14 protein-coding genes and 1 pseudogene are annotated in these 19097 nt (G+C 47.9%); 6 read left to right on the top strand and 9 right to left on the bottom strand.

What is annotated here, in order from left to right; all coding sequences use genetic code 11:
- Positions 1–113: 113 nt before the first annotated feature.
- The 6 genes from WBJ53_RS32490 to WBJ53_RS32465 all read right to left on the bottom strand — a co-directional run bounded on the left by WBJ53_RS32490 (position 114) and on the right by WBJ53_RS32465 (position 7314).
- Complete coding sequence (locus WBJ53_RS32490) at positions 114–1154, bottom strand: FecR family protein (RefSeq protein WP_338877464.1); 1041 nt, start codon at positions 1152–1154, stop codon at positions 114–116.
- Between the two features lie 325 nt (positions 1155–1479).
- Positions 1480–1653 (bottom strand): IS1 family transposase, encoded by a 174-nt coding sequence (locus tag WBJ53_RS32485; protein WP_338877463.1) that lies wholly within the window; start codon positions 1651–1653, stop codon positions 1480–1482.
- Positions 1654–2114: 461 nt separating this feature from the next.
- Positions 2115–4643, bottom strand: a complete 2529-nt coding sequence (locus WBJ53_RS32480) for a TonB-dependent receptor (protein ID WP_338877462.1) — start codon at positions 4641–4643, stop codon at positions 2115–2117.
- Positions 4644–4830: 187 nt separating this feature from the next.
- Positions 4831–5286: a PepSY-like domain-containing protein gene (locus WBJ53_RS32475; protein WP_338877461.1), complete on the bottom strand. Its 456-nt coding sequence runs from the start codon at positions 5284–5286 to the stop codon at positions 4831–4833.
- Positions 5287–5371: 85 nt separating this feature from the next.
- Positions 5372–6637 (bottom strand): HAMP domain-containing sensor histidine kinase, encoded by a 1266-nt coding sequence (locus WBJ53_RS32470; RefSeq protein ID WP_338877460.1) that lies wholly within the window; start codon positions 6635–6637, stop codon positions 5372–5374.
- Entirely contained in the window at positions 6637–7314 is a 678-nt protein-coding gene (locus WBJ53_RS32465) for a response regulator transcription factor (protein WP_338877459.1), read from the bottom strand. Before WBJ53_RS32465 ends, WBJ53_RS32470 begins: the two co-directional genes overlap by 1 nt.
- Before the next feature lie 230 nt (positions 7315–7544).
- Between WBJ53_RS32465 and WBJ53_RS32460 the strand changes: the two genes are divergently transcribed.
- The 6 genes and pseudogenes from WBJ53_RS32460 to WBJ53_RS32435 all read left to right on the top strand — a co-directional run bounded on the left by WBJ53_RS32460 (position 7545) and on the right by WBJ53_RS32435 (position 15043).
- Positions 7545–8282 (top strand): phosphatase PAP2 family protein, encoded by a 738-nt coding sequence (locus WBJ53_RS32460; RefSeq protein WP_338877458.1) that lies wholly within the window; start codon positions 7545–7547, stop codon positions 8280–8282.
- A 105-nt stretch (positions 8283–8387) separates the two neighbouring features.
- The gene (locus WBJ53_RS32455; protein ID WP_338877457.1) at positions 8388–9647 is read left to right on the top strand and encodes a TolC family protein; all 1260 of its coding nucleotides are present in this window, start codon (positions 8388–8390) and stop codon (positions 9645–9647) included.
- Between the two features lie 2 nt (positions 9648–9649).
- Positions 9650–10621, top strand: a complete 972-nt coding sequence (locus tag WBJ53_RS32450) for an HlyD family efflux transporter periplasmic adaptor subunit (protein WP_338877456.1) — start codon at positions 9650–9652, stop codon at positions 10619–10621.
- Positions 10611–13631: an efflux RND transporter permease subunit gene (locus tag WBJ53_RS32445; protein ID WP_338877455.1), complete on the top strand. Its 3021-nt coding sequence runs from the start codon at positions 10611–10613 to the stop codon at positions 13629–13631. The genes WBJ53_RS32450 and WBJ53_RS32445 overlap by 11 nt, the downstream gene beginning before the upstream one ends.
- Positions 13632–13670: 39 nt before the next feature.
- The gene (locus tag WBJ53_RS32440) at positions 13671–14687 is read left to right on the top strand and encodes a YncE family protein (RefSeq protein WP_338877454.1); all 1017 of its coding nucleotides are present in this window, start codon (positions 13671–13673) and stop codon (positions 14685–14687) included.
- An 88-nt stretch (positions 14688–14775) separates the two neighbouring features.
- A pseudogene (locus WBJ53_RS32435) lies at positions 14776–15043 on the top strand (EamA family transporter).
- 19 nt (positions 15044–15062) lie between these two features.
- Here WBJ53_RS32435 and WBJ53_RS32430 read toward each other — a convergent pair.
- The 3 genes from WBJ53_RS32430 to WBJ53_RS32420 form a co-directional block, all read right to left on the bottom strand.
- Positions 15063–15893, bottom strand: a complete 831-nt coding sequence (locus tag WBJ53_RS32430; RefSeq protein WP_338877453.1) for an IS982 family transposase — start codon at positions 15891–15893, stop codon at positions 15063–15065.
- Between the two features lie 198 nt (positions 15894–16091).
- Positions 16092–17537, bottom strand: coding sequence for a metallophosphoesterase family protein (locus WBJ53_RS32425; protein ID WP_338877452.1), 1446 nt, complete (start codon positions 17535–17537; stop codon positions 16092–16094).
- 100 nt (positions 17538–17637) lie between these two features.
- Positions 17638–19071 carry a hypothetical protein gene (locus WBJ53_RS32420; protein WP_338877451.1) on the bottom strand — a complete coding sequence of 478 codons (1434 nt, stop codon included), beginning with the start codon at positions 19069–19071 and terminating at the stop codon, positions 17638–17640.
- Positions 19072–19097 lie beyond the last annotated feature (26 nt).

The following is a 19097-nucleotide window of genomic DNA, read 5'->3' as shown; positions in this document are numbered from 1 at the left end:
TGTAAAAAGTTTTGAATTAGGACGTTGGCCTCCTAGGCAGCAAGGAGGTGTGTGGATAGGCTGAACCCTACCCGTATTTTATCAATTTCAATTTTATTGAGGTTGCACTTGGCCTACTTGCAACCTTGCGAAGCAAACACGACTTCTGTATTGCTTACCGTATAGGAAGCCCCAATGAGTTTGGATATAAGGGTAAGGCGTTCGAATAAATCCTCATCCAAAAAGACTACCGTTATTCTACAGTCGATTAGCTTGGCCCTATCAAATTCAATATTAATACCGTATAGGTTTTCCAGTTTTGTCAAGATTTCACTTACTGGGGTTTCATCAAATTCCATTAGTTTTTGAGAATCCGTTTCTTTCAACATCACCGGATGCGCCACAATAGAAGTAGTAATTTTGTCCATTTTGGCGCTGTAAATTGCTTTTTGATTGGGTGTAAGAATTACTTCCGCTTTTTTAGCGCTCGATTTCTGACTGTTTTCTTTTGTTACCGATACCCTTCCTGATCTAACACTAACCACAATTTCACCGTTGCGCTTATTCTTGTTTATCGAAAAACTAGTACCTAATACTCTGGTAACGATGCCTCCCGAATACACAGAAAAAGGTCGGGTTTTATCGTGAAAAACATCAAAAAAAGCTTCGCCCTCCAAAACGGCAATCCGTTGGTTCGTATTCGGGGCAGTTGCAAATGAAATGCTCGCGTGAGGTTGCAGTTGGACCGAAGTACCATCATTAAGCAACACCATTTTAACACGCTTGCTATCGTTGGCAAACATTTGGGAATGCTGCGGTGCTAAAACAGAATTCTCAGATTTTGTAACTTGAAGTTGGTTATTGCTAAGTTGAAGGAGACTAACTAAAAGCAAGAAAATTATGGAGATTGATGCCGCAATTTGGAAGTATGGCCGCAAGTAGAAAGGTCTCTTTTCGAAAAGCTCATTTTTACCGGCATCAATTGTAGTCGTAATGCCAACCCATAATTTCTGTTTTATAAGAGCTGACGTCTCCTCATCGAAGTGGTCATTTACATTTTCGCCCAATAAATTGTACCATTTTATAATTTTGGCGTTTTCTGCTGCACTACACTCGCCCCTCTTGAAACGATCGAGGATCTCGTGCATTTCCTTTATACTTATTTCACGACTCATCTTTTTGCGGCTTACATCATAAAGACGTTTTAGGAAACCAACCTCCTAAATTGGTTATCAAAATATTTAAAAAATATTTAGGAGCAATCGAGTTATTTTAGGAATGACGATAAACCACGCTCATTTATTGAAAGATGAAGGCGGATCCCAATGGACAGCAAAAATGGAGGAAAAGTGTTGAGGAAAACGGTATTCATGGGCTCCAACGAACTCCCCAGTAAACGAAACAGCTGAAAATAAGTGATTTTGGCAGTTCAGTCCCCTTTTTCTAGTAGTCCACTCGCAAATAGGTTTTATGTGGCTAAGAATAGTGTACTGGTTTAAATCAGTTGGTAGTAGCTTGATAGCGTTGATCAGCGAAGAAAAACTGATTGATAAACAACCCGATTTTAGTTTCGAGGACTACCAATGATTTGGAAAAGAAAATGGTTCGGCGGGTTAGTCGTTTTAATCGCGTTCGAAGGGTCAAATGCTTACACTCTAGACTTTGTAAGGACACTAAGCTTTACGAACTAAGAGCAGACATTGATCTAAGAAATCAAAGTAAGCCCGCTCCGGCGTCCCGACACTAAGAGTCGGATATCCATTTGAACACTTCAATTTGGCCTCCAATAAATGTAATAAGTGGCGAAATGTTTGGAAAATACGGCGACCAAAGACGAAGGCAATAATCTCGCCTGTCACTGCATCCTCCACCCACCATAACCAACGAAGTAGTGTGCCACGGATACACGTTGACAGTTATTAAAACGGATCTAATCTAACGGTAACCTTCTATTACTAACAAATCGTCCAAATAAAGCGTAAATTAATTGAACTTATTTGGTACCTAATCGGCATTCAATGAATGATTTGTGTCAGCTAAAGATATTCTTTTGAAACCGTTCACAAAAACCTCGATTTGATTTTCGGACAACACAACCTTCTACTAGGTTGGTGGTATTAAATTTAATGCGTCTGTTAATTTTCCTCCTCACCGCCCGCCGATTTCCCTTTCTTCACCTTAGCTCCGTTCAGATTACCGATTTTATAGCTAAATGTCAGCCGGATGCTGGAGTTGTAGATATACTGACGGAAATCCTGATTGAATTGCGCGGAGTTCAACACCGAAGTGAAGCCCATACCGTTAGTCAGAAAATTCTCGGCGGCTAATCCAATACTACCTCGTTTGTTAGTGAATGATTTACGGGCTCCCAACGAATACTGAGCAAATCCAATCCGATACCCTTGCAACGCGATATCCTTCCCTCGGTAGCCAATATTAGCCTGAATGGCCCAGCCTTTGTCGAATTGTATCTGGCTATCGAACCGGCCACCCCAGCGAATGCCCGTATTACTGAGCGGGATCGATAGTCCCGATACATCCAGAGCGAACCCGCTGATGTATCGGTACATAATATCCAGGTTCGTGTTAACGCTCCATCGGGGGGTAATATTTACCGTTGCGAACAAATTGGTACCATAATTGTATTCCTTACCAATATTTGTTCGACGGCTCACGACTGCACCAATCAACGTATCTGAGCGCTGGCTGATCGATTGAATATCATCCCGATTCAGGCGGGTATACAGCGTCAGATTCAGATAGGTTTTTTTGACGTAGGTACTGTAGCCAAATTCGATCCGGTCGGTTATTTCCGGCTTTAAATAGGGGTTACCGATGGAAACATTATAGGGATTGGCCGCGTTGAAATTGGGGTTCAAATCCTGAACGTTCGGACGCTGAATCCGGCGATTGTAAGCCAGTTTAATCGTAGTTGACTCATTCAGCTTTTTCGAGAGATTGATGCTGGGTACCAGTTTACCGTAGTTCGGAATCGAAATAGCTCCCTGTTTTCCCGCCGATGCTTCGATACTCGTATACTCATAACGGGTGCCTGCCTTAATCGTGATCTTGTCATAGGTCGTCAGTGTATACGATACATAAGCAGCCCCAATATTCTGGTCGTATACTAGAGAGCCATCTGGTCGCTGACTATCAACTGAATACTCGGAGGTTGGCCCCGCAAGTAAGTACTGGTACTGACTGTTCACGCGCCGGTAGGTTTCTTTAGCCCCAAATTCCACTTGCTGGGTTTGACTGATGGGCGTCTGGTAATCCAATTGCAAAACAAACTCCTGACTGGTATTGAAGTTTAGGTTCCGTTGCCGAGTGGTCAGGATGCCCAATGTATCTAAATTATTCGCATCAAAATTATTGGTCAGGTGATTCTGGCTATACTGCGTGGAGATGTTCAATTCGCGAGTAGGACCGTCGCCTGTGCCGGGATAGGTATGCAGGTAATCGATGTTCATATCGACCGAGTTCGACAAATCCTGGCTATTCACATCCCGTCTCGTTGGCGCTTTCACGATGTCCCCGCTCAATAAACTGGTGGCCAGATGCTGATCTCGGCTCAGATTGCGCACCCCAAATCGAACCCCGCCGGTGAGCGACTGGTTTTTAGCGATGTCGTAGTCCAATCCCAAGGCATATTGCCCAAACAGGCCGTTATCGAAGCCATCTGAATGCTGGCGAGTTCGAACGGGCGCAATGGATTCACCCAGAAAGGTCGTCTGGGCTAAATCGGAGCCTGATTTGTTATACACACCGCGGCCATTACCGTTCAAATTTACGCCCAGTTTACCCTTTCGAAAACTACCATTCAACCCCAGGGTCGAGGCCCGGTTACCCACACCCCCATCCACATCGAGGTGCAAGCCCTGCAAGGTGTTTTTCTTGGTGATGATGTTGATAATACCACCGGAACCTTCAGCATCGTATTTAGCCGATGGGCTCGTAATAACTTCCACCGTTTTAATCAAATCAGCCGGAATCTGCCGCAGGGCATCGGCCAGATTTCCAGCCAGAATCGACGAGGGCTTATTGTTGATCAACACCCGTACGTTGGCGTTACCCTGTAAGGAGACATTACCCGATAAATCCACGGATAACATCGGCACTTTCTTAAGAATATCCGTAGCGTCTCCTCCTTTTGCGGCCAGATCGACATCCGCGTTATAGACCAGCCGGTCGACCTTGTCTTCCACCAGGGCTTTCTTTCCAGCCACGGTTACTTCGTTGAGTGTGCGGGTGCTGGCACTAAGCCTAATAACGCCTAAATCCTTGATCTGACCTTTAGCAATTACTACGTTATCAATGGGTTTGGCGTTGTAGCCCAGAAAAGAGATCAGCAATTTGTACGTACCGGGCGCTACTTTGGTGAGGGTGAATTTACCTTTATCATCGGCGACAGCACCATCAACCAGTTTATTGGTAGCCGTATTATAGACGGCGATGTTGGCATATTCGACCACTTTGGTCAGCGTAGAATCGACGACATACCCTGAAATTTTTGCGTTCCCTTTTAATGCCGCTTCGCCTACTGGCGTAGTAGCCGGTTGGCTCGATTGAGCCGGAACGGGTTGCGAGGAAACGCCGGTTGGGGTTTGGGCCAACGTAATGCCCGTAGTTATAAAAGAAAGAAACCCTGTAATTTTAAGCCACATAACGTGAGAGTAAAAATTGAAAGTTGCCAGATCGCACAAACTTGCCACTAGCCCATTATGATTAAAAACTAAATAGACTGAATACCGATACTACACCGGTGGATGCCCTTCTTGGCTGGCTGAATAAAAATCGTAGCCCACTTAGTTGGTGTAGATCGGCGAGCCACAACCTAGTCAATCCGTGTGGTTATTTAATGAACCGACCTTTCTCGTCGAAAATCAGATCTTTACCACCGACTTCGGCTTCGTAGGTTTTCTTACCTTTCGCATCGACGATTTCGGCAGCCTCCTTAATTTTTTTACCAGCATGGTGTTTGGCAACATACGCACGGACAGATGCCGGTAATGCCGAAACGGCAATGGTCGTTTCGGTTTCGATCAGGTTACCCGTTGCGTCAATCACTAGCGACAACTCTTTACCGTTATGGGTAAAACCGGCTTCGTAATTCCCATCTTCTTTCTCCCATTTCACTCCCTTCGCACCGGGATAAAGTTTGGCAACGGTAGCTTTCACGGCCGCCGGAACATCAATAGTACTCAGTGTTAGCGCAGGCTTAGTCGAAACGATAGGAAACGTAAAGGCAACCGATGCGTAATGGACCATTGCGAAAATGACAAGCGCACTCATTAAGGTCGTTTTCATTTCTGTCTATTGTTAAAGTTTTTGCCTTAAAACTACCGAGGCATTCTAAAGTAATTTTGAAGTTGTAGCCGTTAGGCGCCTTAACTCAGAAATCCACCTGAAACAGGTGCCGACGCTGGGTTGCCAAGTAGGAATAATGTACCTTCATGCCATACTGCTCAGCAATTTCTTTGACCAGGGCTAAGCCCAGACCCGTGGACTGCGGCAAGGCTTGATTGCGGACAAACCGATCAAACAATTGCTCGACTGGAAACGGAAGCGGGTCGCCCTGATTGGTGATCATGAACTGGTTCGATCCGATCTGAACTAGGATCGAACTATTCGGATCACCATGGCGAATCGCGTTTTTGATCAGATTTGAAAAGAGAACATCGGCCAATTGCCGGTTCATAAGACGGCTGGGCTGCTGCGTAAAGAGGCGTTTAAGGGTTATTCCTTTGTGGGTTGCATAGTCGGAATATCCGGTTATTATCTGATCGACAAGTTCTACCAGCGCCACGGATTCATTGTGGATAAATTGCTGATTATCAATCCTGGCTAGCAAGAGTAGCGACTGATTCATGGCCGAGAGTCGCTTAACGGCCTGCTGGGAACGCTGAATGTGGTCAAGGTCCGCTTCGTTTAGTCTTTCCGACTGAAGCAGCAAGTCTAATTCGAATGAAAGCACACTTAAAGGCGTCTGCATCTCGTGTGACGCATTGTCGGTAAATTGCTTCTGCTGGGCGTACTGACGGCGAGATCGGCGGCTCATCTCATCGAAGGATTGACTTAGCAATGTAAACTCGTAAACATCGCTGGTCGGAAAGGCTGCGTCATCCGGGCCGTCGATCCGGTACTGTTTCAATTGCCGGATAATTCCGTAAAAAGGTTGCCAGATGCGCCGAGTCACCAGAATATCGGCTAGTACCAATAGGGCCAGCACAACCAGGAAACAGACAATCACCCCTACGGATAAAGTCTGGGCGATTTCATCAAACTCCAGATACGACTGTTGCAGCGCAATTTGGTAGTGGCGATTCCCCACCGAGTGGGTTGCCAGCAGCATTCGAACAAGGGAAGGTTCTTTGTCGCTTAATGTTGTAACAACTGTATCAATATAGATGGGAGATGAATGCCGGGGGACTAATGTCAGCGTGATCTGAACATTAGGGTCCCAGCCGGGCAGATCTGCAGCATTAGGTGGATGCCTTCCAAGTTGCTCCTGCACCTGCGTAAGCTCATTGGCCAGTAGCTCGTCAATCTCGTGTACCAGATCCCGGTGAATAAACCCGTTTAGCACAAAAATACCCGCCAACGCAATCGGCAAGGCTGCCAGCAGTAGATAGAGTGTGGTTTTATGAAGTAGTTTCATTAGCCTACCGTGAAAATGTAGCCAGCCCCGTAGCGCGTGGTGATGTAATCCGGGCCGCCCGCATCAAGTAGTTTTTTGCGGAGATTCCGCACATGGGTATACAGAAAATCGTGGGAATCGAATCCGTCCATATAATCGCCCCAAACGTGTTCAACAATGACGGCTTTTGATAAGAGACGATTTTTATTGGTGGCCAAAAATAGCAGCAGTTCATATTCCTTCACGGTCAGATCGACCGGCTGATTGCCTACCTGAACCTGTTTGCGGGAGGGAATCACCGTAATCGCTCCAAACACGAGATTCATTTCCCCTTCGTGCTGTCGCCTGCGCATCAGCGAGCGAATACGGGCGTTGAGTTCGGGCAAATGAAAGGGTTTGGTCAGGTAGTCGTCAGCTCCTAGTTCCAGTCCTGATAGTTTATCATCCAGCGAATTCTTTGCCGAGACGATAATAATTCCGGCCTGCGAATGCACTTCCTTCAGTTCTTTCACAATCGCTAATCCATTGCCATCGGGCAGGGTAATATCTACTATAATACAATCGTAGGCATAATCGTGCACCTTCAGGGAGGCTGCGCGGAAATTATCCGCGGTCGATACGTTGTAATGTTCCCCCTCCAGATATTGCCGCATAGCACCCAGTAGTGACGGTTCATCTTCAATCAGCAAAATTTTCATGCCCTTCCTTTGGCTTATTTTTCCAAAGGAAGGGGCCAAAACTGAATACATTTTGAAGTTGGTTTCGGCCTCTCCATTTGGCATCTTTTACTAACAAACTTCAGATTCTCTTTAGGATTCTTCCGTTAGTTTACTCCCGCCATTCCTTCCCTGCCAGAGTAATCTGTTCTGATCGACCCCACCCCACCGGCGCGGAGTACGTAGTAAAGGAAAATAAACTGACTTTTCGAATGACCAAACCAAGCAGGCGATTTAATACGCTTTTTTTTTACTGGCTGCTGCTCAGTTGGCTTTTTCTATTTTCACTGGTCACCGCCAATGGGCAACCCGTAACTAACAAATTTCAATCAGCGTCCAAGGATAGCCTCTCTGCTGGTTTCCCTACATTTCGATGGGTCGCTCCAGCGGTGCTGACCGGTACGGGATTAGCCTTATCCCCCAATTATCCTAACAGTCACTTCGATCGGTTTTATGTTCGGAGTGAGCTGCAGGCTACCATTCATTTCCGCACGCATGCAGACGATTATCTGCAATATGGACCGGCTATAGCCTGGGCGGGTTTGAGTGTAGCAGGCATCAAAGGTCACTCGCAACTCCTTGATCGGGTGTTTATTGGCCTGCTTGCCTATGGAATGAGTACTGTCGCGGTTTTCGGATTGAAACATGCCACGAATGAACTACGGCCCGATGGAACGGATATGTACTCATTTCCATCGGGTCATACGGCCAATGCGTTTACAGGAGCGAGTTTGCTGGATCGGGAGTTTCGTGACGTTAGCCCCTGGATTCCCATTGGGGGGTATACTATGGCCACAACGACCGGCCTTTTACGAATGACGAATGATCGACACTGGGTTTCAGATGTACTGGTGGGAGCGGGTATTGGGCTACTCTCTACTGAAGTAGCGTATCGGGCCTATCCATGGCTGAAACGCAAATTCAGTCGGCATAAAGTTACCCCTCATTGATTTGGATGCATAGGCGACTAGCGATAGGCTTGATAACCAGAAAAATGACTATCATGAAAAAAGCTCCATTTAGTTCAACGGAATGAAGCCTTTTAAACAGGTTCTATGCAACTATATAAACGAGTCATATGGGTAAGTTTCTGGTTTGTCTTTCAAGCCATTTCCAGCTATGGACAGGATACGCTGGCTCACCGAAACCTGGCGTATTACCTGGATCAGGGACTGGCTAACAGCCCACTGCTGAAAGAGAATAGCAACGCCATTACCTTGAACAGGCTCGACAGTCTACTCAACATTGCGACCAACAAACCCTTTGTGCAGGCCATCGGGCAATACCTGTACGCACCGGCTGGCACAAACTGGGGCTACGATCAGGCGACGACCAATGGCGGAGCGTACACGGGGCTAATTCAGGCGAACCGAAACCTGCTTTACCGCCGAAACCTTCGAATCCAGAATGCGCTAAATGCTGCTCTTCGCGATTTGCTAGTCAATACCGTTCGTATCAATCAGAATGATCTCCAGAAATCCATTGTCGATCTCTACCTGACGGCCTATCAGGATTATCAGCAGATGGTCATTTTTGGGGATTTGTACCAGATTTTTTCTCGACAAAACGAGGTATTGAAAGAACTGCTTCGGAAAGCCTTATTCAATCAGTCAGACTACCTGGCGTTTCGGGTCGACTGGCAACAGAGCGAAGTGAACTATGAAGGCGCCAAAGTACAGTTTTTGCAGGATATTCTAACCCTTAACACACTCTGCAATATCCCTGAAACGGGGCTCGTACGACTTGAAAAACCCGATCTCGCACTAGAGGCCCGATTTATGCCCGACGACAACCCCTATTTATTACGCTACCGGTACGACAGCGTGATTGTGGAACGGAATCGCCGGGTTATCGATATTTTTTATCGCCCCTCGCTGGATCTGGTAGCCAATGCAGGGACCAATGCCATCAGCTCAGATTTGATTACCAAACGGCTTGGTTATAGCATCGGCCTGAATTTTACCATGCCCATCTATAATGGAAATCAGCGAAAGCTGCAATACCAGAAACTCGACGTCGAGCAGCTAACCATTCGGAATTATCGGAATCAGTACCTCAACCGATTCAATTTGCAGCTGCGAACGGTCAATGAGCAATTACGCGTCAATCAGAACCTGATAAGTATCACCGAACGGCAAAATACTGACGTCGAAAATTTATTGACGATCAGTCAGGCCCGACTGTACCGGGGCGACATATCGGCTATTGATTACCTGCTCATTGTGCAGCGCTTTCTGAATAGTAAGCTAACCCTGAATCAATTAATCATTCAGCGGCAACGGTTTATCAACACGTTCAACTATCGTAATTTCTAACCATGCCTCAACGTATGATAAACCCAATGTATCCCTTCGGACTGCTTCTGGCGCTACTTCTAACCGGCTGCGGCTCGTTGTCAACGACCGATACAAGTTCAGGTTCGCAATCGGCTGACTCCAACGCGCCGAACCCCAAAACGCCCGTTGATATCACGACCGTTAAAGCCGATTCGTTTCGGGTTGAAAAAACGTTTCGGGGTATGACGTACTATCTCACTAGTGGCGATATTAAATCGCCGATTGCTGGCTACGTGACTAAAGTATACGTCAAAATTGGTGACAAGCTCCAGAAAGGAACCCCTTTATTTGGCCTGGAAACCAAGGAAACCTACGCGCTCGGTGGTAAAAATTACCTCAATGATCCAACGCTTAAAGACATTGGCAAACTGACCATCCGTGCTCCGGACGCGGGTCTGGTTACATTGGTGCAGGCGGAGGAGAATGAGTATGTGCAGGACGGCACTGTGCTGGCCACCTTTTCGGCTCCCGACATGTTTGTCTTTCTAATCGAGGTGCCCGTTGAACAGGACACAGCGGTGCATGTGGGCAGCGTATGCAGCATTCAATTGCCGAATGGTCGGCGCATTGGCGGGCGAATTTTCCGCACGCTCGCCATCGCTGATTCGCTCTCCCAAACCGAGCGATTCGTCATTAAACCCGACCACCCGATGGTACTGCCAGCCCGTCTTCAACTGGCTATTACGTTTACCCAGCAGCAGCATAACCAGGCGCAGTCGTTGCCCAAGGACGCCGTTCTGGCCAACGAACTCCAGACCGAATTCTGGGTCATGAAGCTACTTAACGATACCACCGCCGTTAAAGTCCCCATCAAAATTGGTCTCCAGCGCGAAACACGTATTGAAATTCTTAGCCCCCGATTTAAGCCACAGGATCGCTTTGTCAGCAAAGGGGGGTATGGCCTGGCTGATAAGGCATCGATCACCATAAATCGTCCCACCCATGCCCACTGAACAGCCTGGTTTTTACCGATATCGAAAGCCAATTCTGGGGGTACTCATCCTACTGCTGGTGGGAGGGCTTTTCGCCTACCGGCAGATTCAGGTTTCCTTGTTTCCCGAAAAGACGTTTCCCAAAATTAAGGTCATTGCCGATGCCGGTGAGCAGCCCGTTGAACTCATGATGATCGCCATTACCCAGCCGCTCGAAAATGCCGTCAATCAAGTAGAAGGGGTTGAAATGGTTCGTAGCACCACCAGTCGGGGTAGTTCCGAACTGTCGATTTATTTGAACTGGTCGGTGGATATGGATGTATCGTTGCAGCGCGTCAATGCCCGCATCAACCAGATTCAGAATACGCTATTGCCTAATACGAACCTGTCTGTAGAGAAAATGTCGCCATCGATTCTGCCGGTGATGGATTTTGCGCTGACTTCGAACAGTCGTGATTTGATTGAACTGCGAAAGTTAGCTATGTACACCATCCGACCCTATTTGAGCCGGGTAACGGGTGTATCGAACATACAGGTGATGGGTGGGCGTACCAAAGAATACTGGATCGTTCTCCAGCCCAATAAACTGGCAAGTCTGAACGTAACACCAGCGGCCATCACGACCGCGCTGGCTGCAACCAATTTTATCCAGGCCGACGGAATGGTTTCGGGTTATAATCGTCTATACCTGACCCTTACCGACGCAACGGTTCACTCGAAACAGGATGTCGAAAACATCATCATTCGCAGCGATGGGCAACGGGTACTCCGCCTGGCTGACGTAGCAACGGTGGAACTGCATGAGCAGCAGGAATTCACCAAAATCGAAGCAAATGGTAAAGAAACCGTCCTCGTCAATGTGGTCAAACAGCCGTCGGCTAACTTAATCAATCTCAGTAAAGACATCAACCATAAAGTACAGGAACTTACCAAATTGCTACCTGCCGATGTTACATTAACACCTACGTATGTTCAGGCTGACTTTGTTAGTGATGCGGTTAAGAGCGTGACTGACAGCATTTTTATTGGGTTGGCACTGGCCATTATTGTCACCAGTTTGTTTCTACGGTCGCTCAAGGCCAGTACGGTTATCCTTATTACGATTCCTATCATTCTGGGTGCCGCGATGGTTGTTCTTTACGTTATGGGCTACACGCTCGATATCATGACACTTGGCGGAATAGCTGCGGGTATTGGGCTGATTATCGACGATGCGGTCGTGATTGTAGAGCAAATTCACCGGGTAGAAGAAGAACATGAAGGGCAGTCTGACGCCAACACCATTCAGACCGCCATCCGCTACCTATTTCCCGCCATGATCGGCTCGTCACTGAGTACCATTGTCATATTTATTCCGTTCTCACTGATGAGTGGTGTAGCCGGGGCTTTTTTCAAAGTGCTGGCCACAACCATGGTCGTAACCCTCACCTGCTCGTTTTTAATTACCTGGTTGGGACTGCCCGTCTTGTACAGCCTACTGGGGTCTTCCAGGAAAAAGCAGAAAGATGCCGCTACCCATCCCGCCATTGGCAACATCCTGTCCCTGTTCATTCATCGCCCCTGGATTGCCCTGGGCCTGGTGAGCGCAATGGCGCTGGCTGTCTTTCTGATTTATAGCCAGTTAGAAACAGGATTTCTACCCGATATGGACGAAGGCTCGATCGTTCTGGACTACCACTCCGAACCCGGCACATCGCTGGATGAAACCAACGTCATGCTCACGGAGGTCGATCAATTAATAAAGACGATACCGGAGGTAGCCAGCTATTCCCGGCGAACGGGGGCCCAGATGGGCTTTTTTATTACCGAACCCAACGGAGGGGATTATCTGATCTCGCTCAAAAAAGACCGTACCCGCCCTACCAACGAAGTGATCGACGAGCTGCGCGGTAAAATCGAAGCTACCCAGCCGGGTCTAACGGTTGACTTTGGGCAGGTAATTGGCGATATGCTCGGCGATTTGATGAGTGAACCCAATCCCGTCGAAGTTAAAGTGTTTGGCGACCAGCCCACCGAATTGCGCCCGCTGGCCGATAAAATCAGTGGAATTGTTAGCCAGGTACCCGGCACGGCCGATGTCTTCAATGGCATCACCATCGCCGGCCCTTCCGTCATATTCAGTCCGAAATCCAGCGCCTTACTGCAATATGGACTTGTACCCTTAGATCTACAAAATCAGCTAACAACCTACCTGGTTGGCAACGACGTGGGCAATATTCTGGAAGGCAGCCAATTCATCAAAATGCGGTTGAAGTATCCGGGCATGGGAAGCGATTTACAACTCCTCAAACAAAGTCCGATTTTTACCGCCGATGGCCGCAGTCGTCTCCTGGCTGATTTTGCCACTGTACGAATCGACTCAGGAACGGCCGAAATTCAACGGGAAAATCTGCAACCGATGGTTGCCGTTACTGCCAGCCTGGCGAATCGCGATCTGGGCAGTGTAATCAAGGAAATTCAGCAAAAGGTAAGCAGTGGTATCACGCTGACTGCGGGTAAACACATCGATTACGGAGGAGCGTACGCGCAGCAGCAACAGTCCTTTCGGGAGTTATTGATTATCCTGATATCGGCTTCATTGCTAGTGTTCATCGTACTCCTGTTCCTGTTCAGGGATTTAAAAGCTGCGGGGCTGATTCTGCTGATCTCGGTCCTGGGTGTGTCGGGCTCATTTATGGCGCTCTTCATCACCAAAACTCCCCTCAACGTCGGCAGCTATACGGGTATTATTATGATTGTGGGCATCATTGCCGAGAATGCCATTTTCACGTTTCAGCAGTTCGCCATTCACCATCAGACGGCCCCGGTTGCTGAATCTATTGCGTTTGCCATTTCAGCGCGTATCCGGCCTAAATTGATGACGGCTACCAGTGCCATTATTGCCCTGATGCCGCTGGCATTAGGTATTGGAACAGGGGCCCAGCTCCACCAACCCTTAGCTATTGCCGTGATTGGTGGATTTTGTGCCGCGTTGCCCCTACTTCTCCTGATTTTCCCCGGATTATTACGCTTAGCCTATAAAGACAAATGAGTTAACCCAGTGATCACTAATAAACTAAATCAACCTTGTATGAAAGCGTTCCGGATTTCCGCTGTTTGCCTGTGTTTAACGGGCTCGTTGTTTGCCCAATCGACGAATTACCACCTCGTCAAGAAAACCACTATCGGGGGCGAGGGTAGCTGGGATTATCTGATGGCCGATGCCGAAACTAGTCGGCTCTATGTTTCGCATGGTACGCAGGTTGAAGTGCTCGACCTGAAAAGTCACCAAAAAGTGGGCGTTATCGCACCGACACCGAGTATTCATGGGATCGCCGTTGTGCCAGGCACAACCGTAGGCTACACAACCAATGGCCGGCCCAATACGGCTACTATGTTTGATACGAAGTCGTTTAAAGCCCTAAAGGAAATTCCGACGGGCAAAAAGCCGGACGCGATTATGTACGACGCTTTCTCTAAACGAATCTTCATCTTCAACAACGACGGCAACAGCGCAACGGTTTTAGAAGCAACGACTGGCAATGTGGTGGGTACGGTCGAGTTGGGTGGGGCTCCTGAAGCTGCCATTAGCGATGATCACGGCCTAATTTTCGTCAATCTGGAAGACAAAAATGAAGTAGCGGTATTTGATGCCAAATCATTATCAGTCAAACACCATTGGAAATTAGGCAAAGGCGAAGAACCGACCGGTCTGGCTTTTGACAAACCGCACCACCATCTGTTTAGCACCTGCAATAAAGTGATGGTCGTGATGGATTCACAAACGGGCAAGGTGCTGGCAGAAGTACCAACGGGAAGCGGAACCGATGGGGCTGTATTTGACACATCGACTGGCTCAGCCATCAGTTCCAATGGGGAAGGTACATTAACGGTGGTGAAGGAAGTTAAACCGGGTCAATTTGAAGCTGTTCAAACGGTCACGACTATGCGCGGTGCCCGTACGATTACCATCGATCCAATGAGTCATCACATTTTCGTTACAACGGCTGAATTTGATCCTGCCCCGGCTGCCACAACGGAAAACCCGCGTCCTCGTCCAGCAGTAAAGCCAGGCACATTTATGGTGCTTGAATATGCTGCTAAGTAAAGAGTTCAGACTGTCTTTTGTAGAAGGTTTTTCTAAGAACTATAAAGAGAGCTTCGGTACAACTAACTCCCTTCTATCTGTCTAAATTATGTGGTGGATTTATGCCTTACTCTCAGCTTTGTTTGCCGCTTTGACAGCAATTTTGGCGAAAGTGGGGATCGAAGGGGTCAACCGCATCGGCGCCCCGGTTCAAAGCACTGCAACTCGGTAAGGTTTCGGAGTTGGCACCAGTTGACAAACTGCGTGTAGCCATCGCTATCATTCTGTCAGTTTTGTTTCTGGGCGAAGTGCTGACATGGAAGGCGTCTATCGGTGCACTCCTACTTATCGGCGGAACGTTGGTGCTTATTTTATAAATTAATTCAAGTTGCGAGATTAGTTTGAATCAGGCGTAAGCCCGTCTAAGCTAAAGGCAAAGACAAATAAGAATAATTTCAGCAATAATCCTTCCAGGCTGACAGCATGGATATGGCGAGCAAAGCGGTTAGTAATTTGGCTAAACTTCGTTTCAATCGGCTTCCGGAAGACTTTTTTTAAATAAGCTTCCCAAGGTTGATCCGGTCGCTGAGAATTTTTCTTGCGGTGAATTCGCAGAAAAATCTCTTCGCATTCCGCGTACAAATCTTCCTGCTCGTAGTCCGTATAGCCACTGTCCCCGTAGAGTAGACTGCCAGCCGGTAAGTCAATGGACATGGATTGCAGGATAGTAGCGTCGTGAAAACTACCCGCACTTACGTAGTAATCGACCGGAAGGCCATCAGCATCAACAATCAGGGTCACTTTAAAGCCATAAAAATATTCCTTTTTGGCTTCATTATAGCCTCGATAAGCTTTGTTTGTCAGTAACTTACAAACCGGAATGCGGCAATTTCGACAGACTGATACGGGAAACGAATCAATAATGTAGCGGCTGGTCGTATTAAGTTCTTTGAGCGTAGCTCCGACTGCCCGGAATACGGCCGCTAAGCGAGTCTGCAAGCCATGCAGCCGTCGATTGAAGTTTGACTTATGGAGCTGGCAAAACCCTTGATGTTCGTGCATATATTTCATGGCCGAAGCATGATTACCATAGAAGAAAAGAGCTGCCATTAGTGCTGTGGTGGCGATTTGGGCATCATTGACTTTGCAATGAGGCTCGGTTTTGTAGCCGCTCTTTTGGAAGAAGTCGTCCAAAAAGCAGTAGATTGCTATAGCTTTGTCAGTCATGGGGATGGTAGTTTTAGAACCTCAGAGACTCTAAAAACTCGCCCCAGACTAACAGGGTTAAATTATCTCGCAACTTGGGTTATAAATTACTTGTAAATGATCGATATCCTAAAGTAAGAAATGCCACAACTCATATGAGTTGTGGCATTTCTTACTTTAAAATCACTCGACTTACCAGACTGGCTACCTAGGTTTGAATTACTTGGTTATGGTAAACGAATCAATTTCTTTACCGTTAACATCAATCTGACGGATACTTAGCGTTTTCCCATTCACATCGGCAACGGTGAGCGAATGCACATTTGAAAAGAACTTGTCCGTAAATCGCTGCCACGAATCGGGATCGTTATTCTGTTCAGGATTATAGAGTGTTTGACCACCCGCACCTGTCACCAAATAAATAATTCCCTTCGGTTTGGTATTGGTCGTTCCGTTAAAGGATTTGTCGAGTGCCCATTGGTCGTTCACCACCCGGCCACGAGCCATTTTAGCGCCCATGCTCGATACTAACAGTACCCCTTTTTTGTCGGGAACAAATGTCAGCGGAAAGGAACGCTGGTAGTTGTGTACGTGACCAGTGAATACCACATCAACATTTCCCGCTTCAAAAATGGGCGATAGCAGCCGGGTATGTTGTTGTTCATAGTGCTCCCGGGCCGAATTGAAACCGGGATGGTGAAACATCACGAATCGCCAGGTAGCGTTTTGCGCCCTGGCTAAATCGGCCGCAATCCACTCCTGCAACCCCTTATCCGTAAAATCGACATACGGATTCGAATCGATCACGGTCCAGTGAGCATTTCCATAGTCGAAGGAGTAATTGGCCATTTTCAAGTAAGCCTCGCCAGCCGCTTCCAGAAAGGCTTTGCGGTTATCGACCGAAGCCGTCATAGTGGGTATTAGCGGACCGCCTTCTGTGCCGGTAATACCGTTTAAGGGTTGCTTCCAGTAGTAGTAATAGGCCAGTGCATCAGGATATTTGTCCAGATCACGCGTATCGGTGTCGTGGTTGCCGGGTGCCACAATCATAGGCACCGAACGCAGTAAAGGTGCTCCTGCCGTATCGACCTGATTGGCATTATAGATCGGCCAGAAACGGGAGCGATATTCGGAAATCAATCCACGCTCATATACAATATCCCCCGGAACGACCACGAAATCCGGCTTTGCCAAATAGGCTCGGGAGGCTAATTTTTTCTGGGCAGGTGTTTCGGCTCCAATATCGGCAAAGGCCACAAATCGATACAGCTGGTCGGCTTTTTTAGAAGCCTGCCCTTCTGCCGTAAACACGACCTTTCCGGCTTTCAGCACCCGATAATTGAATCTACTGCCCGGCGTCAAACCGGTAAGGGTAGCTTCATACACCCGATGCGGTTCAATACCCGCCACGTCCACCCGAACCCATGTAGGCAGCGCTGTCTTCTTCCAGGGCCCATTCGCTTTGGGTTGGTAGTCAACCGCCCAGTCCGTGCTGGCGTCTGGCGCATGCCATAGCAGTTGAAGGGTTTCAGTTGAGGGGGTATGACCGATCTGGAGATAAGGCCGGGCAATAAACGGATCATCCGTTTTGTTGTCCTGCGCCGAACAGGCCTGTGCTGCTAAAAACTGCCCCAGCAGCACCAGAAGGATATACGTACTTTTCATGAATGAGAAGACGATCAGTATAAAAAAAGCGACCAACGCTTATTGCGCCAGACTCTTTGAGCAAATAGTCGTTAAGCACAATAAGCGTTGGTGTTATCGATTAGTGTAGATTACCCTTACCATTGGCGGGATAACAACCCATGTCGGCACTGGGGGGCGTGATCTCGGTAGAGCCATACCGCTCGCTTACCGGTACTACCGTTAGCGGACTAAAGCTGGTCGTTCCCTTACCAAGCGCGGGTGATGTGGACTGAAGTCGGAAATTCCAGCTACCCACAAAACTGGCATCAGCTACTTTTTTAGTAGCCACATACGGCAGCGGGAAGTTGACAAACAGGGGGTTGTTTTTCTGTACGACGGCCGAGCCATCATACACCGCTCCTACTTTGTAACCAACAGGCAAGAACGAGGAGGGGGTGGGAATATCGGTCGTTTGCGGTTTGGTATAGAAACCCGTCGGATAAATCTGGTTCGCCATTTTCAGCGAATCGACGTAGTTGTAGTTGTAGCCATATTTGATGTTGGCCGTATCGGCAACAACGAGGGCATTACCGGAATAACTGGCCGTAGCGCCAACCACCCGTGGGCCATACTTACAGTTGACCATCAGGTTATTATAATACCCTCCTTTCGCTCCATTTTCGAAGTTGAGCGAACCACCACGACCATCGGCTGACCGGCGGTAGCCGTTGGCAATCATCGTGTTATTATACATCAGGATGTTGGTCTGAGGCTGGTTGGTGGCCTGTCCGTCATTCGAGGCCTTTGGGCCGTTGGTGGCCATGCCGATGACCAGGTTGTAGGCAAAATTACCAACCGTACCCCCTTTTACGTTCCAGGCTTCGCCCCCGGTAAAACCACACTTCTCGAAGGTATTCCGCATGACATTCCACTTGCCACCAAACGGACGCATTGGATCGTCAATGGACCCATACACCCACGAATCTTCCAGAACCACGATACCGTCCGAGTTTTTCGAGGTCAAGGTGTAGGCATTGGCGCCATTGGCCAGGAACGATACGGGTGAGGTACCCAGTTTACCACCGCCAAAATCCAGGTGTGTCCACTTGATAATAATATTTTTAAACATGGTTTCCCCCGCAATACCACCCCAATAGCCTTTATAAGCTGGGTCGGCGGTAGGGTCAGAGCCCAACGTTTCATTCTTGACGGCTACCGAACTGGGAACGGTGAAATAGATAGGCTTCGCTTGGGTGCCCAACGAAAGCAGCGAGCCTTTCACCACAAAATACCAGGCTCCCTTGCCATCGAACAACACTTTTGCACCCGGCTGGATCAGCAGCGTATCCCCTTCATTGATGAACACATCGCCCGTAACGGTGTAGGTCGAGTCGGCTTTCAGCGTTCCTTTGATCGATCCCTGTAACGGTGTTTTCGTACTTACGGCTTGCCCTACCTGGTAAAGCGGAGCTGATACCTGCACATCTTCGGATTTGCTGCAACTTAGCAAGCCGGTCAATAGGCTGCCCATCATGACGACGGCTAAGAAGCTCAGTTGAATCTGACGTTTCATTCGAGTTGGTTGTTAAATAAAAAGTA

The organism is Spirosoma sp. SC4-14 (genome assembly GCF_037201965.1).
GTDB lineage: Bacteria > Bacteroidota > Bacteroidia > Cytophagales > Spirosomataceae > Spirosoma.
Note: the sequence above shows the minus strand (reverse complement) of the source record. Positions and strands in the feature narration are given on the sequence as shown.